Origin of the sequence: Collinsella tanakaei YIT 12063, assembly GCF_000225705.1 — a bacterium.
Taxonomy (GTDB): domain Bacteria; phylum Actinomycetota; class Coriobacteriia; order Coriobacteriales; family Coriobacteriaceae; genus Collinsella; species Collinsella tanakaei.
The window spans coordinates 56,327-78,612 of the sequence record NZ_JH126467.1; the positions used below are offsets into that span (position 1 = coordinate 56,327).

General features: G+C 59.3%; 21 protein-coding genes and 7 tRNA genes. 19 read left to right on the forward strand and 9 right to left on the reverse strand.

Annotation, left to right across the window (positions count from 1 at the left end):
- Position 1: 1 nt before the first annotated feature.
- From HMPREF9452_RS00235 to HMPREF9452_RS00255, 5 genes are all read left to right on the forward strand, one after another.
- Positions 2-1,135: an ABC transporter ATP-binding protein gene (locus tag HMPREF9452_RS00235; protein WP_009140084.1), complete on the forward strand. Its 1,134-nt coding sequence runs from the start codon at positions 2-4 to the stop codon at positions 1,133-1,135.
- Positions 1,136-2,155, forward strand: a complete 1,020-nt coding sequence (locus tag HMPREF9452_RS00240) for an ABC transporter ATP-binding protein (protein ID WP_009140085.1) — start codon at positions 1,136-1,138, stop codon at positions 2,153-2,155. It begins immediately after the preceding gene.
- 266 nt (positions 2,156-2,421) lie between these two features.
- Positions 2,422-2,511 (forward strand) — tRNA-Leu (locus HMPREF9452_RS00245).
- 73 nt (positions 2,512-2,584) lie between these two features.
- The gene (locus tag HMPREF9452_RS00250; protein WP_009140086.1) at positions 2,585-4,993 is read left to right on the forward strand and encodes a SpoIIE family protein phosphatase; all 2,409 of its coding nucleotides are present in this window, start codon (positions 2,585-2,587) and stop codon (positions 4,991-4,993) included.
- A 102-nt stretch (positions 4,994-5,095) separates the two neighbouring features.
- On the forward strand, positions 5,096-5,833 hold the full coding sequence (locus HMPREF9452_RS00255) for an anti-sigma factor antagonist (RefSeq protein ID WP_009140087.1): 738 nt from the start codon (positions 5,096-5,098) through the stop codon (positions 5,831-5,833).
- 168 nt (positions 5,834-6,001) lie between these two features.
- Here HMPREF9452_RS00255 and HMPREF9452_RS00260 read toward each other — a convergent pair.
- The 4 genes from HMPREF9452_RS00260 to HMPREF9452_RS00275 form a co-directional block, all read right to left on the reverse strand.
- Positions 6,002-6,077, reverse strand: a tRNA-Gly gene (locus HMPREF9452_RS00260).
- Between the two features lie 6 nt (positions 6,078-6,083).
- Positions 6,084-6,159 (reverse strand) — tRNA-Gly (locus tag HMPREF9452_RS00265).
- A gap of 604 nt (positions 6,160-6,763) precedes the next feature.
- A tRNA-Cys gene (locus HMPREF9452_RS00270) sits at positions 6,764-6,837 on the reverse strand.
- 44 nt (positions 6,838-6,881) lie between these two features.
- Positions 6,882-6,957: transfer RNA gene (locus HMPREF9452_RS00275), tRNA-Gly, on the reverse strand.
- A gap of 155 nt (positions 6,958-7,112) precedes the next feature.
- Between HMPREF9452_RS00275 and HMPREF9452_RS00280 the strand changes: the two genes are divergently transcribed.
- The 8 genes from HMPREF9452_RS00280 to folB all read left to right on the forward strand — a co-directional run bounded on the left by HMPREF9452_RS00280 (position 7,113) and on the right by folB (position 14,014).
- A complete protein-coding gene (locus tag HMPREF9452_RS00280) occupies positions 7,113-8,024 on the forward strand; it encodes a putative ABC transporter permease (RefSeq protein WP_009140088.1) in 912 nt (303 codons plus the stop codon).
- A gap of 140 nt (positions 8,025-8,164) precedes the next feature.
- Positions 8,165-8,239: transfer RNA gene (locus HMPREF9452_RS00285), tRNA-Val, on the forward strand.
- Between the two features lie 269 nt (positions 8,240-8,508).
- Positions 8,509-8,583: transfer RNA gene (locus HMPREF9452_RS00290), tRNA-Val, on the forward strand.
- A gap of 596 nt (positions 8,584-9,179) precedes the next feature.
- Entirely contained in the window at positions 9,180-11,402 is a 2,223-nt protein-coding gene (gene nrdD / locus HMPREF9452_RS00295; RefSeq protein WP_009140089.1) for an anaerobic ribonucleoside-triphosphate reductase, read from the forward strand.
- A gap of 194 nt (positions 11,403-11,596) precedes the next feature.
- Entirely contained in the window at positions 11,597-12,184 is a 588-nt protein-coding gene (gene nrdG / locus HMPREF9452_RS00300) for an anaerobic ribonucleoside-triphosphate reductase activating protein (protein WP_009140090.1), read from the forward strand.
- Between the two features lie 132 nt (positions 12,185-12,316).
- Positions 12,317-12,877: a GTP cyclohydrolase I FolE gene (folE, locus tag HMPREF9452_RS00305; RefSeq protein ID WP_009140091.1), complete on the forward strand. Its 561-nt coding sequence runs from the start codon at positions 12,317-12,319 to the stop codon at positions 12,875-12,877.
- Positions 12,877-13,515 carry an HD domain-containing protein gene (locus HMPREF9452_RS00310; RefSeq protein WP_009140092.1) on the forward strand — a complete coding sequence of 213 codons (639 nt, stop codon included), beginning with the start codon at positions 12,877-12,879 and terminating at the stop codon, positions 13,513-13,515. Before folE ends, HMPREF9452_RS00310 begins: the two co-directional genes overlap by 1 nt.
- 13 nt (positions 13,516-13,528) lie before the next feature.
- Positions 13,529-14,014 carry a dihydroneopterin aldolase gene (folB, locus tag HMPREF9452_RS00315; protein WP_009140093.1) on the forward strand — a complete coding sequence of 162 codons (486 nt, stop codon included), beginning with the start codon at positions 13,529-13,531 and terminating at the stop codon, positions 14,012-14,014.
- Here the strand turns inward: folB and HMPREF9452_RS00320 are convergent.
- Complete coding sequence (locus HMPREF9452_RS00320) at positions 14,011-14,778, reverse strand: M48 family metallopeptidase (RefSeq protein ID WP_009140094.1); 768 nt, start codon at positions 14,776-14,778, stop codon at positions 14,011-14,013. The genes folB and HMPREF9452_RS00320 overlap by 4 nt on opposite strands.
- Before the next feature lie 353 nt (positions 14,779-15,131).
- Here HMPREF9452_RS00320 and HMPREF9452_RS00325 point away from each other — a divergent pair, with 353 nt between their 5' ends.
- The 4 genes from HMPREF9452_RS00325 to HMPREF9452_RS00340 all read left to right on the forward strand — a co-directional run bounded on the left by HMPREF9452_RS00325 (position 15,132) and on the right by HMPREF9452_RS00340 (position 17,642).
- The gene (locus HMPREF9452_RS00325) at positions 15,132-15,926 is read left to right on the forward strand and encodes an AAA family ATPase (RefSeq protein ID WP_232204984.1); all 795 of its coding nucleotides are present in this window, start codon (positions 15,132-15,134) and stop codon (positions 15,924-15,926) included.
- Between the two features lie 57 nt (positions 15,927-15,983).
- The gene (locus HMPREF9452_RS00330; RefSeq protein WP_009140096.1) at positions 15,984-16,412 is read left to right on the forward strand and encodes an FKBP-type peptidyl-prolyl cis-trans isomerase; all 429 of its coding nucleotides are present in this window, start codon (positions 15,984-15,986) and stop codon (positions 16,410-16,412) included.
- 180 nt (positions 16,413-16,592) lie between these two features.
- Complete coding sequence (locus HMPREF9452_RS00335; protein ID WP_009140097.1) at positions 16,593-16,961, forward strand: metal-dependent transcriptional regulator; 369 nt, start codon at positions 16,593-16,595, stop codon at positions 16,959-16,961.
- A 36-nt stretch (positions 16,962-16,997) separates the two neighbouring features.
- Positions 16,998-17,642, forward strand: coding sequence for an urease accessory protein UreE (locus tag HMPREF9452_RS00340; protein ID WP_009140098.1), 645 nt, complete (start codon positions 16,998-17,000; stop codon positions 17,640-17,642).
- Positions 17,643-17,782: 140 nt separating this feature from the next.
- On the opposite strand, the gene HMPREF9452_RS00345 is transcribed toward HMPREF9452_RS00340, so the two are convergent.
- The 3 genes from HMPREF9452_RS00345 to HMPREF9452_RS00355 form a co-directional block, all read right to left on the reverse strand.
- The gene (locus tag HMPREF9452_RS00345) at positions 17,783-19,687 is read right to left on the reverse strand and encodes a heavy metal translocating P-type ATPase (protein WP_009140099.1); all 1,905 of its coding nucleotides are present in this window, start codon (positions 19,685-19,687) and stop codon (positions 17,783-17,785) included.
- Positions 19,688-19,776: 89 nt separating this feature from the next.
- Complete coding sequence (locus tag HMPREF9452_RS00350) at positions 19,777-19,995, reverse strand: cation transporter (protein WP_009140100.1); 219 nt, start codon at positions 19,993-19,995, stop codon at positions 19,777-19,779.
- Positions 19,996-20,051: 56 nt separating this feature from the next.
- Positions 20,052-20,393, reverse strand: a complete 342-nt coding sequence (locus tag HMPREF9452_RS00355; protein ID WP_009140101.1) for an ArsR/SmtB family transcription factor — start codon at positions 20,391-20,393, stop codon at positions 20,052-20,054.
- A gap of 221 nt (positions 20,394-20,614) precedes the next feature.
- On the opposite strand from HMPREF9452_RS00355, the gene HMPREF9452_RS00360 reads away from it, so the two are divergent.
- Positions 20,615-20,998, forward strand: coding sequence for a hypothetical protein (locus HMPREF9452_RS00360; RefSeq protein ID WP_009140102.1), 384 nt, complete (start codon positions 20,615-20,617; stop codon positions 20,996-20,998).
- A complete protein-coding gene (locus HMPREF9452_RS00365; RefSeq protein ID WP_222703954.1) occupies positions 20,995-21,228 on the forward strand; it encodes a helix-turn-helix domain-containing protein in 234 nt (77 codons plus the stop codon). Before HMPREF9452_RS00360 ends, HMPREF9452_RS00365 begins: the two co-directional genes overlap by 4 nt.
- A gap of 270 nt (positions 21,229-21,498) precedes the next feature.
- Here HMPREF9452_RS00365 and HMPREF9452_RS00370 read toward each other — a convergent pair whose 3' ends face one another.
- Positions 21,499-22,278, reverse strand: a complete 780-nt coding sequence (locus tag HMPREF9452_RS00370; RefSeq protein WP_009140104.1) for a class I SAM-dependent methyltransferase — start codon at positions 22,276-22,278, stop codon at positions 21,499-21,501.
- Positions 22,279-22,286 lie beyond the last annotated feature (8 nt).

A 22,286-nucleotide genomic window follows, 5' to 3' on the forward strand; every position in this document is an offset into this window, starting at 1 on the left:
CATGAAGAAGAAGTCCAATAAGAACTACGTCGACCTTAAGACGCAGCCCATCCCCGAGGGTCAGCACCTTCTCGAGGTCGATAACCTCAAGATGTATTTCCATACCGAGGACGGCATCGTCCACGCGGTCGATGGCGTTTCCTACACGCTCGATCGCGGCGAGACCCTCGGCGTCGTCGGCGAGTCCGGTTCCGGCAAGTCCGTGACCGCCATGACCATCATGGGTCTTATCTCCATGCCTCCCGGCCATATCGAGGGCGGTCGCGTCATGTATCGCGGTCACTCGCTGCTCGATATGTCCGAGGAAGAGATGCAGCACATTCGCGGTAACGATATCGCAATGATTTTCCAGGACCCCATGACCTCCCTGAACCCGGTTTACAAGATCGGCAAGCAGGTGGGCGAGGGCCTTCGCCTGCATCGTGGCTACACCAAGGAGCAGGCTCTCAAGCGCGCTACCGAGCTTCTCGACCTGGTCGGTATTCCCGAGCCGGAGAAGCGCGTCAACGAGTATCCGCACCAGTTCTCCGGCGGTATGCGCCAGCGCGTCATGATCGCCATGGCCCTTGCATGCGATCCGGACATCCTCATCGCCGACGAGCCCACCACCGCCCTGGACGTTACCATCCAGGCGCAGATCATCGAGCTCATGCAGGAGATGCAGGAGAAGAACGGCAACGCTATCGTCATGATTACCCATGACCTGGGCGTTGTTGCGGATATCGCCGACAAGATCATGGTCATGTACGCCGGCCGCCCCGTCGAGTTCGGTTCCGCCGACGAGATCTTCTACGATAGCCGTCACCCTTACACTTGGGGCCTCATCCGCTCGATTCCGGAGCAGGCCGTGGACGAGAAGAAGCCGCTGACTCCCATCGACGGCAATCCTCCCTCGCTTATGAACCTTCCTAAGGGATGCCCGTTCGCACCGCGCTGCCCCTATGCCAAGGAGATCTGCCACGAGAAGCTGCCCGAGCATTACACCACTTCTACGGGACACTACTCCGCTTGCCACTTCGCCGGCGATGACGAGTTCGTTAAGAAGAACGCTCCGGACACGTCGCGTTCCCGCGGCAAGATCGCAACTGGCACCCCCGACGTTCTCGACCCTTCCGTGATTGGAGGTAGGGCATAAATGACCGAGAGGCAACCCCTGCTCAAAGTCGAGCATCTAAGCAAGGAATTCCCCGCTGGCTCCGGCGCCTTCGGCGGCCGTTTCTCCAAGCGCGTTGTTTCCGCCGTTAACGATGTTTCGTTTGAGATCTATCCCGGCGAAACTTTTGGTTTGGTAGGCGAGTCCGGCTGCGGCAAGTCCACCACCGGTCGAACCATCATGCGCCTGAGCGCCCCCACCGCGGGCAAGGTCTTCTTCGAGGGCCGCGACGTCTCCGCGATGAACAAGCATGAACTCAAGGACATGCGCCGCGAGATGCAGTTCATCTTCCAGGACCCTTACGCGTCGCTCAACCCGCGTATGACTATCGGCGAAATCGTCTCCGAGCCCATGACCATCCACGGCGTGGGCACCAAGGAAGAGCGCATCGAGCGCGTTCGCGAGCTGCTCGACGTCGTAGGCCTCAACCCGGAGCACATCAACCGCTATCCGCACGAGTTCTCCGGCGGTCAGCGTCAGCGCGTCGGTATCGCCCGCGCGTTCATTCTTCGTCCTAAGCTGATCATCTGCGATGAGCCCGTTTCCGCTCTGGACGTCTCCATTCAGGCTCAGGTTCTGAACCTGCTGAAAGAGCTCCAGGACAAATTTGGCACCGCGTATCTGTTCATCGCTCACGACCTGTCCGTTGTGCAGCACATCTCCGATCGCGTTGCAGTTATGTACCTGGGTAAGATGGTCGAGCTTTCTGACTGGAAGACGCTCTACACCGAGCCCCATCATCCGTACACGCAGTCTCTGCTGTCCGCTGTTCCCGTGCCTGATCCGGACATTCAGAAGACTCGCAAGCGCATCATCCTTGCCGGCGATCCTCCGTCGCCCATCGATCCTCCTTCGGGCTGCCGTTTCCACACGCGTTGCCCCATTGCTCAGGAGATCTGCAGCAAGGAGGCTCCGGAGTTCAAGCAGGTCGCTAACGGCCACTTCTGCTCCTGCCACTTTGCCAAGCCGTTCCCCATCAAGGAGTCGCACATCAACATCTAAGATATGCGGTTCGCTCAAGGGATTATGCACATCTAAGGGATGTCGGTTTATAACCGGTATCCCTTTTTTCTTAGGACGACAATCCGGATCAGGTGGGGGAGCGCGCTATTTTCTTCTTTTCTGTCGATACAGATTGCTTTCTACCTGCATAAACGTTGCTGCAAAAGATCAGGCAAACTTCGTCCAAACTTTTTTGAAAAAAGTGCTTGCACTCAATGCGGGGTTCGGGTTAATATACTATTCGTTGCGAGGAGCAACACAAGGAAGTCGGAGTGGCGGAATTGGCAGACGCGCTAGCTTGAGGTGCTAGTGACCATTTCTCGGTCATGCGGGTTCAAGTCCCGCCTCCGACACCATCAAATCTTAAGAGGTCTCTTCGGAGGCCTTTTTTGTTATCTACCGACTCTTGTCAAGAGGGACGTGGTTCACGTGGAGGCCATCGCTCACGAGGAGTTCCCCAATCTCGCCCGCTTGGTGGAGATCACCAGCGACGCCGTTGTTGTTTGCCAACCTGATGGATGCGTTCTGCACGTTAACAAGCAGTTCTTATCGCTTGTGTCGGGCATGCGCGAAAACGTTATAGGCATCGACATCAAGGACATGCTGTTTAGCGACACCTTTGAGCGCTCGGAGGACCATCGCCTGCCGTTTGGCGTCGACGGGTCTGAGAACACCTTGATGCTCAAGCTGTCTGATGGTTCGTTCATTCCGGTGAGCGTTCGCTCGCTGATGATGACTCCGCCCAAGTTCACCGGCCTTAGCCATCGTCCTCCTCGCGTGTTGGTCGTACTGCGTAACTTGGAGGAGCAATACGCCAAGGACCGCCGCGCCAAGCGCCTGCTCTCGGAGCTTCAGGCGGCAAATAAGCGCCTTTCCGGTACCTTGTCGGTCATCATGTCCACCGTGGGGTCAGAAGACCTCTCGGCGCTGCTCGACACCGTCTTGAACAAGCTTGCGGACACCTTGGACGCCGACGGCACCACTATCTACTTCTCAGAGAGCGGCGGCTTCAAGCTCCGCGGCGCCTCGAAAGGCCTTGCGGGGGAGTATCTTCCGGGTTTTATTCCCTATGGGGCGGGTATCGGCACCTATGTGACGCGCGAGGCACATGCTTGCAGGTTCTCTATCGCTCCCACCACGGAGCCCCGCGGGCCCTTTAGCGCCGTGTTCTACGATATCGATGCCCGTGTGAGCACGCCTATCCGAGTGCAGGACACCCCTCCGTTCAAGACCGTTATCGCCGCTCCCGTGTTTTTTGGCACGCAGGTGCTGGGCATCATCGAGCTTGGCTGGAAGCGCCACACAACGCCGCGCGTGAGCGAGGTGCGCGTGCTGGAGGTCATTTGCGACTATCTGTCCATAGAGTTGGTGGGCCTGGTTGGATCCATGCGTTCCCAGCGCGTGGCCGAGCTCACCCGCTCGCTTAACCAGATGCGCGACGCCATGTTCTCGCTCGAGGACCGGCCTCGCGAAAGTCGCGGGCAGATCGTATCCGAACTCAAGCGCATGCTTTCATGCCGCATATGCCCCGTGGTGTTCGACGCGACGCTGAAGAGCTACGTTATCGATTTTGAGGGCGGCAGCCGCGTGGCGCTACCCTGTTCTGTGGACGATGCCTTCTTCTCGTCCAAAGCGCCCGCCTCGCGCCTTAGCGCGCCAGCGGATGTGCTTTCGCCCGGCGCCGGCGCAACGCAGCCGGATCTTAAGAACGCGCGCCTGGTGCGTGTTGACAGGACCACTAAGATGGGCGAGTGGCTTTATGCTCACGGTTTGCCCGGCCAGGGCGTGTTCATCGATATGGGGCGTGGAGCCGTGCTGGACGCGATGAGCCCCGAGCATGACATTGCCGATGGCGAGGATTCGCCGCAGGCCGGTGGCGCAACTGCTGGCGACCCCTCGTCTGCCGCGCCCTCGTCCACCTCGCTGGCATCTGTTGAGCTTCCAGATGCTTCCGTCCGCATGTTCTTGCTGCTTCGCGACGGCACGCAGGAGCCCATCGATGACATGGAGTATGACTACCTGCTGCGTTTGGTCCACGACCTTGAGTTGATTGAGACCGGTGTGCGCAGTAAAAAGGAAGAGCAGCGCATCGCGCAGACGCTGCAGGCCGGCATGCGCAGCCAGCTTGGTCGCGTGCCGGGCATAACGTCAGACTCGCTATACTCGTCCGCAACCAAGCAGGCGCTTGTGGGCGGCGACTTCTACACCTTGATCCGCCTTCCGGACGATCGCGCTGTCATGATCTTGGGCGATGTGTCCGGCAAGGGCGTGGAGGCTGCATCTATGTCCGCGCTGGTCAAGACGGCGTTGACCGCTTACGCATGGGAGGGCCGCAGCCCTGTTGGCCTGGCGCGCTCTCTCAACAGCATGCTCATGGGCTTCTCGCGAGTAGAGACTTTCGCGACCATGTTCATCGCCAAGATCGACCTGCGTGCGGGTACGGCGGTGTACTGCTCTGCGGGGCACCCGCCAACAATGATCGCCCGCGTGCCCCATGAGGGGCGCAATATCGCGGCCGAGGTTGAGATGCTGAGCGTTCAGTCCGGTGTGGTGGGTGCGTTTGAGAACATGGTGTATGAGACCGGGTCGTTCACGTTTGAGAAGGGCGACATCATGTTTATGTACACGGATGGGGCTATTGAGGCTAGAAACGCCCAAGGTGATTTCTTTGGCGAGCAGCGCCTTCGCGACCTGTTGCTAACCCAGAGCCTGCAGGGTATCGAGGGCTTGTGCGACAACGTTCTTTTGTCTTTGGACGAGTTTACGGGATCAGTTTTGGACGATGACATCGCCATGGTGGCTCTGCGCTTCGACACGGGCCGTTCGGACGCGTTGTAGGGGAGCTTTGCCGTACACGGGTGTCGCGGCGTTGGGCCGGGGACGAGCGAGAGCTTTCTTAAGTAATGATTAAGACGCGATTAAAGCGGGAACCATACCAGCATGAATGAGTGGAATGACATAGCGGTACTGGTTCCCGTGCGCGATATCGATATCGCGTCGGTCCCCCTGCTGCGCGAGCAGGTCGATGGTCTTATCGACATGGGCATGCGGCGCATCATCATCAATTGTCAAAACGTTGCCTTTATCGACTCGACCGGGCTGGCGTTCTTGCTCGCATGTGCGCGCCGGCTGGCACGCGGCGAGGGCCTGTTATCGTTGGTCAACGCGTCGGCTAATGTGATTCGCTTTATCCAAATCGCCCGACTGATCGATGTGCTGCATGTTCGCCCCGCGCAAAAGACGGCATTGCCCGTTCTTTCAGCGGGGGTGCTGCCCAAATGGAACAAGACGCTATCCGTCACCGGGGGAATCGAGTGCCTGGGCGCGTATCGCCATCGTGTATCAGAGCTGCTAGCCACCTTGCCCATGACAGCGGACGCTCGCTTTGACACGGCGCTGGCTGCCGGCGAGGCGCTTTCCAACGCTTTTGACCATGCCGGCGGCGTGGGGTGTTCCATGACGGTGCAGGCTTATCCCGATCGAGTTGTGATTGAGGTGCGCGACGGCGGTGCCGGCTTCGAGTTGTCCGCTGATCAAGAAATTGAGGCCAGCGAGGAGCGTGGACGCGGTATCAAGCTCATGCGCATGCTGGTCGATAGCGTAGACGTGTCTAGGCGTCGCGACGTTCCCGGTACCTGCGTGAGGCTTGTCAAGCTGATTGGTGCTGCCGCAGCTTAATGCCTGCGGGTGCGGTTGCCGATTGGCAGCTGTCATGAGATCGTGTATACGCGGAACTGCGGGCGCGAGGGAGTGCGCGTTTGCCCTGCATCTTATTATTGCGTCTATAGGGGAGAGATGGTTGATATAAGAAAATAGCCGATCTTGCGACCGGCTTTCTCAATGCAATGGAGCGGACAACGGGGCTCGAACCCGCGACCCCAACCTTGGCAAGGTTGTGCTCTACCAACTGAGCCATGTCCGCATGCAATGGAGCGGACAACGGGGCTCGAACCCGCGACCCCAACCTTGGCAAGGTTGTGCTCTACCAACTGAGCCATGTCCGCTTTGCGAGGAATTACTATACGTGATTGCCAGGGTGGATGCAAGCATAAATATCGAATGTGTTCGCAGTGTGGAATGAGCAGGTATTTATGGGTGCCCTGACGGGTGGCTGCTGTAGTGCGGGCAAGCGCGTGGTGGTGGCGGCTTGGTGTTGGCGTAGCGCCGCGCGTAATGGAGCGATATTGTTGCTTGGATGTGCGGCGACGGTTTGGTTCCAATCGATACATGTATTAGATTGGACCATATTGAACCTCTTCATATGGTCCGCTGTAATACCACTGTTGAAATCGGTATTACAGCGGACCAGAAAAATCAGAAAAAGTGGTTATCTATAATACCGATCTCATTTTACGTATTACCAGGAACCACTTTGGATCCAAATAGTGGCTCAAAGTAATACATGTATCGGATCATGCCGCTTCGCAGTGGCCCTCCCGCTCGGCTCGCCATCCCGGCGGACAACTCCAACGCTGGTACCAGAGGGGGGGAGGGCGTCTTTACAGCACGGGGATAGCGGGGAGCGGCAAGTTCAGGGCAGGTCAACGTCCCACCAACTGCCCGCGTACATACCAAAAAGGGCGCCCATATGGACGCCCTAAAAAGTTCTGGAGGCGAAGCCCGGATTCGAACCGGGGGTAAAGGCTTTGCAGGCCTCTGCCTTACCACTTGGCCACTTCGCCGATATGCAAAGGGCCGAAAAAGGAATCGGCCCTCAAGCAAGCAATGGAGCGGACAACGGGGCTCGAACCCGCGACCCCAACCTTGGCAAGGTTGTGCTCTACCAACTGAGCCATGTCCGCTTGCGAGAAAGTAATATACGCGATTCTTGGGGTCGTTGCAAGCGGAATCTTAAAAAAATATGCGCCGCAGCTAAAATGATGACTGTTTGTAGATAGATGGCCGCTATCATGCCTGCATGCGGTCGCGCTGTTCGAATGAGAGGGGAGGACCGTACGTGTTCGCAATCACCGTGCTCATCCTTGCAGTGTTCTTGCTGTTCAGGCTGGGAATCCTTCTTGTTCAGAAGTACCATGACGCCCGCGGCACCGGCCGTTCGTTTAAGCGCATGCTCAAAAGCGGCGCGCTCGATGCGCAGGTGTATGAGGAAGCCGTTTGGTCTGAGGTCGAGCATTTTGGCAAAAAGCGACTGCGGGCCAAGATCTCGCGCGAGCAGCAACGCATCATCCGCGCCGCCAAAACGCAGATGCGCGATGACTTTTTGGACGATATCCAACCAGGGTTCTACCAATACATCATCATCTTTCTGATCGCGTCCATCTTGGGCTTGGTGCTCGAGATGGTCTGGATGTTCGTCATGTTCGGCATCGTCGAGAGTCGCGTCGGCCTGGTTTGGGGTCCGTTTTCTCCGCTCTACGGGTTCGGCGCCGTTCTGCTTACCATGCTTTTATGGAAGCTGCGTAAAAAACCGTGGTGGGTGATCTTCGTCGTGTCGGCGGTCACCGGCGGCCTTCTCGAGCAGGGGACGGGCTGGTGCATGGAATACTTCATGCACGCGGAGTCTTGGAGCTATCTACACTTGCCCGATCATATCTCGCAATGGGTGGCTTGGCGCTTCCTTGCAATATGGGGTTGTATCGGTATCGCGTGGTGCAAGGTGATCATGCCGGAGCTGATCTATCGCATAGGCGAACCCACCACTACAAGGCAGATGACCGTGGTAACTTTGCTGACCGTGTTTGTCGCCGCGGACATAGCTATGACGCTCATGTGCTTTTACCGCGCCGGTAAGCGACAAGAGGGCGTGCCACCCGGAAACCCCTTCGAGGTCTACGTTGACACCCACTATAACGACGAGTTCATGGCTGACACCTTTGAGAACATGACCTTCACCGGGCCGCAGCGGTAGGCGTGGACGAGGCGAGGCCGCGTGGCTGTACATGCTTGAGTGTGCGCCAAGGCCCGTCTCGTAAACTTTTTTGAAAATGTCGCTTTACACGTTCATCGCTCTCGGTTATATTATTCCTCGCGCTGAAGCGCAGCCAATTGGGGCGGTTAGCTCAGGGGTAGAGCACTACCTTGACACGGTAGGGGTCACAAGTTCAAATCTTGTATCGCCCACCAATCAGTACACAGGTCATGGGGAAGTCTCCATGGCCTGTTTTGTTTATCTCATCGTTCGCGCGTAGGATGGGTGCGCAGTGATCTGCGTGGTAATCCAAGGGCCATGCCATCCTAGTTCCATGTCGCCTGTCGGAAGCCGGTTTGATGGTAGCGGTTTGTTGACAGCTGGCTTGCAGCATGCCGGCTTGCTAGAAAAGTTTTAAAAAAGTCCTTTACATGTTCCGGACAATACCCTATTATAAATTCTCGCGCTGAGGCGCGGCCAATTGGGGCGGTTAGCTCAGGGGTAGAGCACTACCTTGACACGGTAGGGGTCACAAGTTCAAATCTTGTATCGCCCACCAAGAATGACAAGACCGAGGAGGATTTCCTTCTCGGTCTTTTTGTTATCGAATCGCTTTGCCGACAATGCCGTAGCGCGGCATGGGGTCCGTGCCTCACCCCGACTCCGATCGGGTCACGGCCAAAACACAACATCTGGGTTTGATGGAGGGTTGTGCCGTTCATCTTCACGCCTATGGCTTAGTTGTGGAACATTTTATTTTCACGTTCTCGTTTGCCGCGCGCAAAGCTGCAGGTGGGGCCTGCGCTTGTCCTCGCGCAGTTTATAAACATAAACGGGCTTGACAAAATGAGCCGCTCATGAGTATCGTCCCTGACCTGCTAAAACACTATATGTTGTGTCACCGTTTAAGAATCAATCAGGATATAGCGCGTTGAGGTGGTGTATCATAGACAGGCACGAAAAGAGGAAACGCCACGCGCGCGCACGGAAAACCGTGTCCGGGCGGCGCGATATGGTAGTTGGGAATCGATAGACACGCAGCCACGTTTGGTACGGTCCCGGCCGTGCCTGGGGAGTTGCGCTGTCTTGGCAAGGTAGGGATTTCCCCGCGAGATGCTTGGCCTCGCGGGGTTTACGGAAGAGGGAGCGGCGTTCATGAAGATCATCAAGCGCAGCGGCACCGAGGTAACGTTCGATATCGAGAAAATCATCAGTGCCATCAAGGCTGCGAACGCGGAGGTTGGCGACAGCGAGCGCCTGACCGATCGCCAGGTGGTCTATGCCGCGCAGAACGTCGCTGAGGCCTGCGAAAAGTGCGGCCACACCGTCTCGGTCGAAGAGGTCCAGGACATGGTGGAGGACGAGATCATGGCGCTCGATCGCTATGAGGTCGCCCGCCGCTATATCATCTATCGCTACGTTCAGGGGCTCAAACGCACCAAGAACACTACGGACGATAAAATCCTGTCGCTGATTGAGTGCAATAACGAAGAGGTCAAGCAGGAGAACTCCAACAAGAACCCCACGGTGAACTCGGTGCAGCGCGACTACATGGCCGGCGAGGTCTCCAAAGACCTCACCCAGCGCGTGCTGCTGCCCGAGGACGTGGTCGCCGCTCATAACGAGGGCCTCATCCACTTCCATGACTCGGATTACTTTGCCCAGCACATGCACAATTGCGATCTTGTGAACCTTGAGGACATGCTGCAGAACGGCACGGTCATCTCCGGCACGCTCATCGAGCGCCCCCATAGCTTCTCGACCGCCTGCAACATCGCGACCCAGATCATCGCCCAGGTGGCATCTTGCCAGTACGGCGGCCAGTCCATCTCTTTGACGCACCTCGCGCCCTTCGTCGAGGTGAGTCGCCAGAAGATTCGCCGTCAGGTGCAGGCGGAGCTTGACCAGTTTGGCTTTGAGGCGGACGAGGAAAAAATATCCGAGGTCGTCGAGGGCCGTCTTCGCGATGAGATCCGCCGCGGCGTCCAGACCATCCAGTACCAGGTCGTCACGCTTATGACCACCAACGGCCAGGCGCCGTTTGTCACCGTGTTCATGTACCTCAACGAGGCCCGCTCCGAGGCTGAGAAGCGCGACCTCGCCATGATTATCGAGGAGACGCTGCGCCAGCGCTACGAGGGCGTGAAGAACGAGGCGGGCGTGTGGATCACCCCTGCGTTCCCCAAGCTCATCTACGTGCTTGAAGAGGACAACGTCGCCGAGGGCACGCCGTACTTCTACCTCACCGAGCTGGCGGCCAAGTGCACCGCCAAGCGCATGGTGCCGGACTACATCTCTGAGAAGAAGATGCGCGAGCTCAAGCTCTCCAAGGGGGAGACCGAGGGCAACGGCGATTGCTACACCTGCATGGGCTGTCGCAGCTTCCTCACCCCGGACCGTTCCGGCAACGGCTATGACAACGTGGCCCGCGCGCTCAACTACGAGCCCGGCAAGCCCAAGTACTACGGGCGCTTCAACCAGGGCGTGGTCACCATCAACCTGCCGGATGTCGCGTTGTCCTCCCATCAGGACAAGGAGAAGTTCTGGAAGATCTTCGACGAGCGCCTGGAGCTGTGCCACAAAGCCCTGCGCTGCCGTCACGAGCGCCTGTTGGGCACCCTGTCCGATGCCGCGCCCATCCTGTGGCAGTATGGTGCGCTGGCCCGCCTTGACAAGGGCGAGACCATCGACAAGCTGCTCTATGGCGGCTACTCGACCATCAGCCTGGGCTATGCGGGCCTCTATGAGTGCGTGAAGTACATGACCGGCTACAGCCATACGGACGAGAACGGCACCCCGTTCGCCATGGAAGTCATGCAGCACATGAATGACAAGTGCAACGAGTGGAAGGCCGCGGAGAACATCGACTACTCCATCTACGGCACGCCGCTGGAGTCGACCACCTACAAGTTCGCTAAGTGCCTGCAGCGCCGTTTCGGCATCATCCCCGGCGTCACGGACAAGGGCTATATCACCAACAGCTACCACGTCCACGTGTCCGAGGAGATCGATGCGTTCGACAAGCTCAAGTTTGAGAGCCAGTTCCAGCGCCTGTCCCCGGGTGGCGCCATCTCCTACGTCGAGGTGCCCAACATGCAGGACAACCTCAAGGCCGTTATCCGCGTGATGCAGTACATCTACGAGAACATCATGTACGCGGAGCTCAACACCAAGAGCGACTATTGCCAGGAGTGCGGCTACGACGGCGAGATCCGCATTGTGGAAGACGACGGCAAGCTTGTCTGGGAATGCCCCAACTGCGGCAACCGCAACCAGGAGAAGCTGAACGTGGCTCGTCGTACCTGCGGCTACATTGGCACCCAGTTCTGGAACCAGGGCCGCACGGAAGAGATCCGTGACCGCGTGCTGCATCTGTAAGCGGTTAAGAGCGGTTTTCCATATATCCAATCGATCCTTTCTTGGAAGCCCGCGAATGCGGGCTTCTTTGGGATTGCGGGCAGGGTGCTCAAAAGCGTGATTCGCTCGTTAGCAAGAGGGCGCCGGAGGTGTATGGTTTTGTTGACGGGCGCGTATTTGCTTGGGCCCACGCACGTATTTGGGAGATGACTTGCATGAACTACGCGGAGATTAAGAACTTCGACATCGCTAACGGCGAGGGCGTGCGCACCACGCTGTTTGTGAGCGGCTGCCGTCGCGGGTGCAAGAATTGCTTTAACGAGGTTGCTTGGAACTTCGCTGCGGGCAAGCCTTTCACGCGCGAGGTCGAGGATAAGATCATCGAGGGCCTGCGTCCCGTCTATATCGATGGCTTGACGCTGTTGGGCGGTGAGCCCATGGAACCGGAGAACCAGGCCGGGCTGGTGGATTTTTTGGAGCGCGTGCGCAAGGAGTTTCCCCGTGATGCCCCCGCGTCGAAAACCATTTGGTGCTTCACGGGCGACACGCTGGAAGCCGAACTTTTGGAGGGCGGTAGGCACCATACGGACGTGACCGATCGTCTGCTTGAGTGCATCGACGTTCTGGTCGACGGCCCCTTTGTGCAAGATCTCTATGACATCACGCTGCGCTTTAGGGGGTCGTCCAACCAGCGCCTGATCGATATGAACCGCACGCGCGAGCGCTTGGCGGCGGGATTTGCGCCGGCGGAGGCTGTCTGCCTGTGGGACGACGGTCCGGTGTATGCGACCCACAGAATGTAGCGTTGCACCCGGCGGCGGGGGAGGCGGCGGTATAGCAGCTGCGTGAAACCTCGTGTATCCTCGTCCACACACGCCCATGCGCCCGCGCGCTGATGGTACGATACCTGCATGGTTTGAGATGCAGGAGGTTCCATGGTCGACCAGCAAAAAATAGAAGAGGCGGTTCGCCTGTTGCTTGAGGGCATTGGCGAGGATTCGTCGCGCGAGGGGTTGGTCGAGACGCCGGCGCGCGTCGCCCGTATGTACGCCGAGCTTGCCGCGGGCATGGACCAGGACGGCAGCGAGCATCTCTCTAAGACGTTTAGCGTTGGCAGCGATGATTTGGTTATCGAGCGCGATATCACGTTCTATTCTCTGTGCGAGCACCATATGCTGCCGTTTTACGGTAAGGCGGCGATTGGATACATTCCCAACGGCCGCGTGGCGGGGCTTTCGAAGCTGGCGCGCACGGTTGAGACCTTCGCCCGTCGACTTCAGCTGCAAGAGCAGCTGTGCGCGCAGGTGGCGGACGCCATGATGGAGTTCTTGGCTCCGCAGGGCGTAATAGTGCTGATGGAGGCCGAGCACATGTGCATGACCATGCGCGGCGTGCAAAAGCCCGGGACCAAGACGGTGACGCTGGCGCGTCGCGGCGTCTTTGAGGACGATCCGGCTCTGGAGCAGCGCTTTTTCAACATGTTGGACCGCGGGTAATGGCGACCGACCGTTCCCGGGCCATGCCGCGGGTCGATGCCGTTTGGAACCATCCGGTATATCAAGAGCGATATCGAGCTTTGCAACGCGCTGAGCGCGACAGGGCGTTTTGCAGCCATGACCTGCAGCACTTCTTGGATGTTGCGCGCATCGCCTGGACTGTCTTGCTGGAGCGTGGCGTTGCGGCGCCGTATGCCGACGCGTTGTCGGGTGGCGATGCGGCGGATGGTGGCGCGATGGTAGTCGATGCGGCGGCCGATGTGCATTGTCCAAAGGTTGCGCGCGACGTGGTGTATGCCGCGGCATTGCTGCACGATATTGGGCGGGCCGATGAATATGAGAGCGGAGAGCCGCATGATATTGCGGGCCCGCGGATTGCGGCCGAGATTTTGGGTACGGTAGAGCAGGACAAGAGATTCTCGTCTGGCGAATGCGAGCAGATTCTCGCGGCGATCACACATCACAGAACGAGTGCCGGCTGCGCTGGGGGCGCGTCTGCCGAGGGCGTGTGCAGCGCTGGTGCGCTGGCAGATGCTTTGCGCTATGCCGACAAAGCCGCGCGCGCCTGCTATGCGTGCCCTGCCCGCGAGCTGTGCAATTGGCCGGATGGGAAGAAGAATCTCACGATTACGTGGTAGGGAAGCGATTGCTATGAGTGAGAAGAAACTGACCGAGAGCATCGAGGACGACCGCGGCGTGCTCGCGCGCCGAGACGGTTCCGGCCTGCCCGCGCGACGCGGCGCTCTGGCGCACGTGAGCGCGGAGCAGATCGCGCTGGCGGACAAGATCTTCATCGACGGGCTGGAGGTGTTTGCCAACCACGGCGTGTACGAGGAAGAGAACAAGCTAGGCCAGAAGTTCGTGGTTTCCGCGACGCTGTATTGCGACACGCGCCGCGCGGGGCAGACCGACGATTTGGATGCATCAATCGATTACGGCGCGGTGTGCCACGACATAGACGGGTTTTTGCGCGACCATACGTTTAAGCTGGTGGAGCGCATGGCGGAGTCGTTGGCCGAGCGCCTGCTGGATGGATACGCGCAGCTTTTAGGCGTGCGCCTACGCATCGAGAAGCCCTGGGCCCCGGTGGGCCTGCCGCTGCGCTCGGTGGGCGTAGAGATCGAGCGCCTGCGCTAGGCGGGCGCGTGCTTGAGCTGTGCGGCGAGTTCGCGGTTGCGCGGGCAGTAGACGTCGAGCAGCATGTGGAAGCGCGCGTTGTGGCTGGGTTCCATAAGGTGGACCAGCTCGTGCGCGACAACAAAGTTTAGACAATCGATTGGATAGGCGGCGAGCTGCGAGTTGATGCGGATCGCCGCCGTTTTTGGCGTGCACGATCCCCAGCGCGTCTTCATGCTGCGTACCTGCCAGCGGCTCGCGGCGACGCCCATAGCGGACTCCAGGGGTTGGGCTATTTGCGGAATTGCGCGGGCGACTTCCTGTTTGTATAGGACGTCTACCAGGCGCTGCAACCGGGCGGTGTCGATGCCGGCGCCGGCGGCGTTGCTGTCCGCGCCACCGAAGACTTCTGGTAGAAGGCCATGTTTTTGCAGGGTGCTGTATGCATCTACCTCTTCACCCCATAGAAGCAGGCGCGGCTTTGTTACGGCGTCTGCGCTGTCCGCGGGCGCTGCCGCAGGATGGATGATGCCCCGGCTGTTACGCGCAGCCTCGATGCACTCGAGCCGCTGCGCTATCCAGGGAGCCTTGCGGTCAAGGAAATCCTGCGCCCGGGCGATGCTGGTTCGCATGGGTATGCTCATGGTCACCGTGCCGTCTGCGTGGACGCGCAGGTTGAGGTTCTTCACGTGCTTGCGCGTCACGGTTGCCTGGATGCTGCGGTCGCCGCTTGTTGTTGTGATGACTGCTGTGCGCACGGCGTTTCCCGAGGCGCTTGAGCACATGGATCTTTCCTTTCTTCCTGGGGTTTTCCTGCGAGCGGGCTTCTGTTTTGCCGGGGTCCTTCTTACCCAGATGGGCCCCGGCAGTAGACTGTAGCGTTTTTTGGCGTGCAGATGTCGAAAAACGATGCTTTCCAGACGGTGGTTCTCCGCTGTGGTGCGACCGCGATGTGCAGTTGCGATGGATAATTGCATCGATTTTGAAAAAGTCGAAGTAGACAGGCCTTCCAGGCAAGAGAAGGTGCTGGTAGAAAAAGTGCGCTTCCGGGGTATACAAAGGCAAATATCAAATCTGTGCAATTATCCGTCACATCTGCACGGCGGGCGGCTGGGCGCTGCAGAAGGTGGCGCGATTTATGTCGACAAAGGCGGCGATAGCCATGCTCGAAGGCGAGTTGTTCATATCATCGGTCCAGGTGCTGTGGGAGCACGTCCACGGCGATGCCTATCTTCGTCAGATCCCGGTGCTGGCGAGCCTGGGCGCGACTCCGCTGCAGTTTGATTCCAACGTGACGTTTCTAGTCGGTGAAAACGGATCGGGTAAGTCGACGCTCATCGAGGCCATGGCGGTCGCATACGGCCTCAACCCGGAGGGCGGCACGCGCAACTACGCCTTCTCCACGCGCGATTCCCACTCCGCGCTCTACGAGGGCGTCTTCATGCGTCGTGGACGGCTGCAACCGTGGACCACGTTCTTTTTGCGGGCGGAGAGCTTCTACAACGTGGCGACCGAGGCGGAGGCGTGCAGTCTCCTCCCGGGGACGTCCGGCGTAAGATACCACAACCCCGCGACGGGGCGCAGGGCGTATCTGCATGAAATGAGCCATGGCGAGGCGTTCTTAGGCTTTATCCAAGATTCCTCTAAGGAAAACGGCTTGTATTTCTTGGACGAGCCTGAGGCGGCGCTCTCGCCCTCACGTCAGCTCACCTTACTCTACGAGATGGATCAGCTCGCACGACACGGCAGCCAGCTGATCGTTGCGACTCATTCGCCCATCCTGCTGGGACTTCCCGGCGCGCAGATCGTTTCCTTTGATGGGGGAGAGCTGCGCCGCGTGGCGTACGAGGAGACCGAGAGCTACCAGATAACAGAGCTCTTTATCAATAATCGTGAGCGCATCTTGCATGAGTTGCTGGATAGTCGGGTATAGTGGAGCGGTGTTGCCGGCGAGTTGCCGGCAAGTGTTTTCGACTGAAAGAGGATTTCCATGTCCAATGAAGGCAAGAAGGTCCGCGCGCACTACCGCGGTACGCTGGATGACGGCACCCAGTTCGACTGCTCCTACGACCGCGGCGAGCCCATCGAGTTTGTTGCCGGCGCCGGCCAGATGATCAAGGGCTTCGACGCCGCCGTGCTCGATATGGCCGTTGGCGAGAAGAGGACCGTTCACATTCCCGCTGCCGAGGCCTATGGCGAGCGCAGCGAGGACATGATCCTCTTCTTCCCCGCCGACCAGGTGCCCGATTTCGAGAAGATCGAGGTCGGCATGAAGCTGTTCCTGCAGGGGCCGGGTGGCATGCCTGTACCCGTTTCCGTATGCGAGGTTACTCCCGAGGGCGTCAAGCTCGATGCCAACCACGAGCTGGCAGGCAAGGATCTCAACTTCGATATCGAGCTGGTCGAGGTTCTGGACTAGGGTTAAAGTCGCGAGGGTTTGCCGCTGGGTAGGCTTGACCCGGCTTTGCAAATCTGGCAATTTGATTAACCTTGTCTAACTGACTTGCGCTCCGTCTCGTTTTCGCTAGTGTAAGCTATGACTAACTAGCGAATAGCGCGACGGAGCGCTTTTTATAACGTACGGAAAGCAGGGAAGGCTATGGCACTGAGGGAATCTGGCGAGGACTATCTGGAGGCGATTCTCATGCTGCACCGCGCGCACGGCGTGGTGAGGTCCGTGGATATCGCCGATCAGCTGGGTGTCACCAAAGCGAGCGTTTCCAAGGCCATGTCGATGCTAGAGGAGCGCGGCTATGTCGAGATGGCGAAGCGAGATGTCCGTCTAACGGAAAAAGGCCTTGCGCGTGCCGAGCACGTGCTGGAGCAGCACCTGTTCTTCCGCGATCTGCTGTCGGCTGCCGGTGTTGACTCGCACGTGGCGGCGGAGGAGGCATGCCATATGGAGCACTGCCTTTCCGACGACTCCTTCAGCAAGTTGAAAGCTTACATCGAGTGCGTCGAACGCTAGGCGTTGGTTGCTCGCAACAACAAGGAGGCTCTCTGCATGCTGTGCACCGAGGTTTTGGGAAACATCAACGACCCGTCGAGCGTCATCGCGCTGCAGCGCAGGCTGGGCGCGCCCTTTGAGGTTGATTACGTTGACCTTGAGTGGGACCAGGTGCACGCGCGCCGCCTCGTGGTGAAGAGCGGCGCCGGTCGCGTGGTGGAGATTCGCCTGGGCGAGCGGGTGGAGGAGATTGGTCTCAAAGACGGCGACGTGTTGGGGTGCGATGTCGCCCCTGACACGTTGACGGCCCACGCGTCTTCGGTTGAGCCATGCGCCGCCACAGCACCCGCGTCCGCATCCGGCGGCAAGCCCGTGGTGGTCGCGGTGCAGTTGCGCTCCGCCCGCGTGGTGCGAATCCGCTTCACCGCGTCCCAGCCGGTTGACCCCGCGCTTGTAGCCCGCGTCGGCTGGGAGGTGGGCAACATGCACGTTCCGCTATTTCGCGGCGAGGCGGGCGAGCTGATGGCTCCGCACAGCGAAGCCCTGCAGCGCCTGCTTGCAAGCATTCCCGGTATCCAGACCACTGTGGAGCAGGCGTCGCTCGACCCTGCCGCGCGCCTTTCCGGCACCGGTATCTCCACGGTGGTACGCCTTTCTCCCTCGCTCAAGGTGGTCGTGCGCAAGAAGACCTCGTCCAACTAGGCGAAGAAGAGGTGCCGCGGCTCTTGGCTCGCAGGCTTGGATTTAACGCAACGCAATAAGCCCCCTTTGCATCTGCGAACGCGGTATGCAAAGGGGGCTTTGTCGATGCCTGCAAGCCGGGCGCGCGTCCGGATGATCGCCTAGAGCTCCTTGACGTTCATGGCGCGCATGGCGTTGAGGATCGCGATGACCGCTACGCCCACATCGCCAAAGACGGCCAGCCACATGTTGGCGATACCAAAGGCGGCAAGCACCAGGATGATGACTTTGACGCCGATGGCGAAGATGATGTTCTGCCACACGATCGCCATGGTTTTGCGGGCGACGCTGATGGCGCGGGCGATGTTTGAGGGCTTGTCGTCCATAAGGACGATGTCGGCGGCCTCGATGGCGGCGTCCGAGCCCATAGCGCCCATGGCGATGCCCACGTCGGCGCGGGTGAGAACGGGGGCATCGTTGATGCCGTCGCCAACAAAAGCGAGGTTGTCGCGCACGCCGTCCATGATCTGCTCGACGCGCTCGACCTTATCGCCGGGGAGCAGCTGCGCATGGTACTCGTCCAGGCCAAGCTGCTTGGCGACTGCGGCCGCGACGTCCTCGCGGTCGCCGGTGAGCATGATGCAGCGCTCGACACCGGCGGCGTGCAGGTCGCGGACGGCCTGCTTGGCATCGTCTTTTACCACGTCTGCGATCACGATATGGCCAATGTAGCGGCCGTCTACGGATACGTGCAGGATGGTGCCCGTGAGCTCGCAATCATGCCAGCTCGATCCGTGCGCCGCCATGAGCTTGTCGTTGCCCACCATGACCACGTGCTCGTCCACCCGGGCGGAGACGCCGTGGCCGGATTCCTCGGTGACCTTGTCGACGCGCGCCTGGTCGATCTTGCCGCTATAGGCGGCCTTTACGGAGACGGCGATGGGATGGTCTGAGAACGCTTCTGCGTGAGCGGCGAGATCGAGCAGGTAGTCGGGGTCGATGGATTCTTCGGGGTGGATCGCCACCACGTTGAAGGTGCCGGAGGTAAGGGTGCCGGTCTTGTCGAATACCACGGTGTCGACGCGGGAGAGCGCTTCCAGGTAGTTGGAGCCCTTGACCAGGATGCCCAAGCGGCTGGCACCGCCGATGCCGCCAAAGAAGGAGAGCGGTACGCTGATGACCAGGGCGCACGGGCAGCTGACTACCAGGAAGGTGAGGCCGCGCAAGATCCAATCCGCCCAGGCGCCCATGCCCAGAAGCGGCGGTATGACGGCGATGGCCAGCGCGGCGAAGGTGACGGCGGGCGTGTAGACGCGCGCGAAGCGGGTGATGAAGTTCTCGGTCTTGGCCTTTTTCTCGCTCGCGTTCTCGACCAGCTCGAGGATGCGGCTCACGGTCGATGCGCCGAAGAGCTTGGTGGTGCGCACGCGCAGAAGTCCGGTCATGTTGATGCAGCCGGAGATTACCTCTGCGCCCTCCTCCACGTGACGGGGTATGGACTCGCCAGTGAGCGCGGCGGTGTCCAGCTGCGAGGAGCCCTCCACCACCATGCCGTCGATGGGTACGCGCTCGCCGGGTTTGACCACGATGACGCTCCCTACGGCGACCTCGTCCGGATCGACCTGCTCAAGCGCGCCGTCGCGCTCGATGTTGGCGTAGTCCGGCGCGATGTCCATCATGTCGGCGATGGACTTGCGGCTCTTGCCCACGGCGTAGCTCTGGAATAGCTCGCCTATCTGGTAGAAGAGCATGACCGCGGCTCCCTCGGCCATGTGCGGCTCGGTGTCCGGAAAGAGGATCATCGCGAATGCGCCCACGGTGGCGATAGCCATGAGGAAGCTTTCGTCAAAGGCTTCGCCGCGGCGGATGTTTCGCCATGCCTTGGCGAGCACGTCGTGCCCGGCGATAAGGTAGGGGATAAGGTATAGGACAAAGCTCGCGTACAGCGCGCCGGGCTCGCCGAACGCCAGCGCCAGCAGCCCCAGATGGTCCGCGACCATGATGGCGAAGAAGATGACGAGCGCGATCAAGATGCGCTTGAGCCATTTCTTTTGCTTCTTGTTCATTGTTTCTCCCGTGGCGATGCCGCCAGCATGTCTAAGAGCTTACGGGGAAGGCGACGGTAATCCGTCGTTGCGTGGTGGTTCGCTGATGTCTAGCGCAGGATCTCGCAGTCGGGCTCGATGTCGGCGGTGAGCTTGACAACGGCGTCAAGCACCTGGTCAAAGGAGGTATCGTCCGCCTCGAGGGTGAGTTTTTGGGTGAGGAAGTTGACCTTGGCGTCGGTCACGCCGTCGAGCTTCTTGATAGCGTCCTCGAGCTTGCCGGCGCAGACGGCGCAATCGATCTCATCGAGCTTGAAAGACTTACGCATGGTTGGATTCCTTTCTAATGCGTCGCGCCCGCGGGCGCGTATTTTACGGCGTTGGTTTACTCGCAGATATGGGTGAGACCCTGGTCCAAGATGGTGAGCACGTGGTCGTCTGCCAGGGAGTAATGGATGTTTCTCCCGTCGCGGCGGAATTTGACCAGGTGGGATTGCTTCAAGATGCGCAGCTGGTGCGAGACGGCCGACTGCGACGTGCCGATGGCCTCGGCAAGGTCGTTGACGCTGAGCTCGTCGGACATCAATGCGTATAGGATCTTGATGCGCGTGGTGTCGCTGAACACCTTGAAGAGGTCTGCGAGATCGTACAGCAGTTCTTCTTCTGGCATGCCGTCGCTTTCGCAGACAGCGTGCGTCGGTTGGGACGTGGCGTTCTCCTCGGCCATATTCTCCTCCTTTCATATGAACACATGCTCATACATTGAACTATTTATGATTATATGAACGTATGCTCATATGTCAAGCCTGTATAGGAGGAAGTATGCGAACGGTATGCTCTCTGAAAATAATCAATAATAAACATTAATTATGATATTCTATACGTTGAATAGAGGAGGATAAAGGCCATCCGGTTCACTCTCTTCCAACGGTAAAGGAGGCGTCCGCAATGAAAAAGGCGTTGATCCATGAGGCATCCGATGCGCGCGAGCTGTCTATGCTGCTCATGGCGTGGGCGCCGGCGGTCGCGGGTCGCTTTTTCAGCGAGGTCGCTTCCACTAGGCGCCCCTTCGGCTCCGTCGCCGCGCACCGGGTCAAGCGTATCGGAGCGATCGCCGTGCTAGCATCCATCGTACCCTCGCTGGTGGTGTGGGCGGTAATCGAGGTGCTGCTGGCGACCATGGGCTACGCGGGGTCGCTTTCCATATATCCGGATTTCCAACCGTGGCTTTGCGTTATGGGTTTTTTCTGTTGGTGTTCGCCCGCATTCTGGAATACGGCGCTATCTTGCAGCAACAAGATGACGAGTTGCTGTAGGGCGGTGGCATTGTGATTGTGCTGAGGCTCGACCGCATGCTGGCGCAGCGAAAGGTCAACGGCAAGGACCTGGCGGAGCGCATCGGAATATCGCCGGTGAATTTATCGCGCATCAAAACGGGTAAGATCAGCGCCGTGCGCTTCTCGACGCTGGATGCTATATGCCGGGCTCTCGACTGTCAGCCGGGCGACCTGCTGGAATATATTCCAGACGATGAGGTGGACGACCGCATGGGTCTGGCCTAGACGGTGTACGTTGCGGTAATCCGCGGTTTTCTCAGCTTGGGGCCGCGCGGCGGGGAGCAGACGTTTCTCCGCACGCGCCCGTCCTCCGCCTCGTGGCCCTCAGCTGCTATCGGGAATGGGGACGGTTCTTCAAAAGGTGTTATGGAACCTGGCGGCTGGCCCGCGGTGCCATAAAAACAGGGAGCCGCGGGCCGTCATCGGGCCTTCTGTCTATACGCTGACCGTCAACGAGCCCGTTGCCTGGTTCCAGGTTGCGCTAAACGGAGCGCTCTACAGCGGCTTTACCGCATACGTTGCCCAAAACGTGGGGATGTTCATCTCATACAGGCGCCCCTCGCCATAGGTATCCTCGTAGCAGTCGACCAGTTGGAACCCGGCCTGCAGCTGGCCGCGAATCTGGTCTTCCAGCGTGTGCGAGAACTGGATTCCGTCCTCAACCGGGTCAAGCGCTGCCATATGCTCGGGATTAACCAGTGGATTGAACGGCAGGCCGTAGATCGCTCGCTCTTCGTCGGGGTAGTCGAACACGTAGCCAAAGCCGTTGTCCAGCCCCGCAAGCAGTCTGCCGCCGGGTTTCAAAATGCGGTTGCATTCGAGCCATAGCGGCTTGACTTCTTCAATGTAGCAATTGGAGACCGGGTGAAAGATCATATCGAAGCTCGCGTCTTCAAAGGGCAGGGGCTTGGACATGTCGGCGCGAACAATTTCGATCTCATAACCCTCGCGCTGGGCGACCATGCGCTCAGATTCAAGCTGGCTGGGGGTGTAGTCCAGTACGGTGCACACGGCGCCAAGGGCGGCGAAGATGGGCATCTGCTGCGCGCCGCCGCAGGCGAGTCCAAGCACGCGCAGGCCCGTCATGTCCGCCGGACACCATTCGTGCGGAACCGGCTTGGTCGGCGTGAGCAGCATTTCCCAGTCGCCTTGGCATGCGCGCAGATAGTCCTCATGGCTTATGGGCGTGCCCCATTCCCAGCCGTCTGCATTCCACCCGTCGATTGCTCGAGCATTGGCATCTGCGTAGTTGTCTCGTGTTATGGCGTCTGTCATGGGCGGCC

Excerpts from the sequence above, each read along its gene's own strand:
- HMPREF9452_RS00235 (WP_009140084.1), top strand. The coding sequence starts at position 2 with ATGAAGAAGAAGTCCAATAAGAACTACGTCGACCTTAAGACGCAGCCC.
- HMPREF9452_RS00240 (WP_009140085.1), top strand. The coding sequence starts at position 1,136 with ATGACCGAGAGGCAACCCCTGCTCAAAGTCGAGCATCTAAGCAAGGAA.
- HMPREF9452_RS00255 (WP_009140087.1), top strand. The coding sequence starts at position 5,096 with ATGAATGAGTGGAATGACATAGCGGTACTGGTTCCCGTGCGCGATATC.
- nrdD (WP_009140089.1), top strand. The coding sequence starts at position 9,180 with ATGAAGATCATCAAGCGCAGCGGCACCGAGGTAACGTTCGATATCGAG.
- nrdG (WP_009140090.1), top strand. The coding sequence starts at position 11,597 with ATGAACTACGCGGAGATTAAGAACTTCGACATCGCTAACGGCGAGGGC.
- folE (WP_009140091.1), top strand. The coding sequence starts at position 12,317 with ATGGTCGACCAGCAAAAAATAGAAGAGGCGGTTCGCCTGTTGCTTGAG.
- HMPREF9452_RS00310 (WP_009140092.1), top strand. The coding sequence starts at position 12,877 with ATGGCGACCGACCGTTCCCGGGCCATGCCGCGGGTCGATGCCGTTTGG.
- folB (WP_009140093.1), top strand. The coding sequence starts at position 13,529 with ATGAGTGAGAAGAAACTGACCGAGAGCATCGAGGACGACCGCGGCGTG.
- HMPREF9452_RS00320 (WP_009140094.1), bottom strand. The coding sequence starts at position 14,778 with ATGTGCTCAAGCGCCTCGGGAAACGCCGTGCGCACAGCAGTCATCACA.
- HMPREF9452_RS00325 (WP_232204984.1), top strand. The coding sequence starts at position 15,132 with ATGTCGACAAAGGCGGCGATAGCCATGCTCGAAGGCGAGTTGTTCATA.
- HMPREF9452_RS00330 (WP_009140096.1), top strand. The coding sequence starts at position 15,984 with ATGTCCAATGAAGGCAAGAAGGTCCGCGCGCACTACCGCGGTACGCTG.
- HMPREF9452_RS00335 (WP_009140097.1), top strand. The coding sequence starts at position 16,593 with ATGGCACTGAGGGAATCTGGCGAGGACTATCTGGAGGCGATTCTCATG.
- HMPREF9452_RS00340 (WP_009140098.1), top strand. The coding sequence starts at position 16,998 with ATGCTGTGCACCGAGGTTTTGGGAAACATCAACGACCCGTCGAGCGTC.
- HMPREF9452_RS00345 (WP_009140099.1), bottom strand. The coding sequence starts at position 19,687 with ATGAACAAGAAGCAAAAGAAATGGCTCAAGCGCATCTTGATCGCGCTC.
- HMPREF9452_RS00350 (WP_009140100.1), bottom strand. The coding sequence starts at position 19,995 with ATGCGTAAGTCTTTCAAGCTCGATGAGATCGATTGCGCCGTCTGCGCC.
- HMPREF9452_RS00355 (WP_009140101.1), bottom strand. The coding sequence starts at position 20,393 with ATGGCCGAGGAGAACGCCACGTCCCAACCGACGCACGCTGTCTGCGAA.
- HMPREF9452_RS00360 (WP_009140102.1), top strand. The coding sequence starts at position 20,615 with ATGAAAAAGGCGTTGATCCATGAGGCATCCGATGCGCGCGAGCTGTCT.
- HMPREF9452_RS00370 (WP_009140104.1), bottom strand. The coding sequence starts at position 22,278 with ATGACAGACGCCATAACACGAGACAACTACGCAGATGCCAATGCTCGA.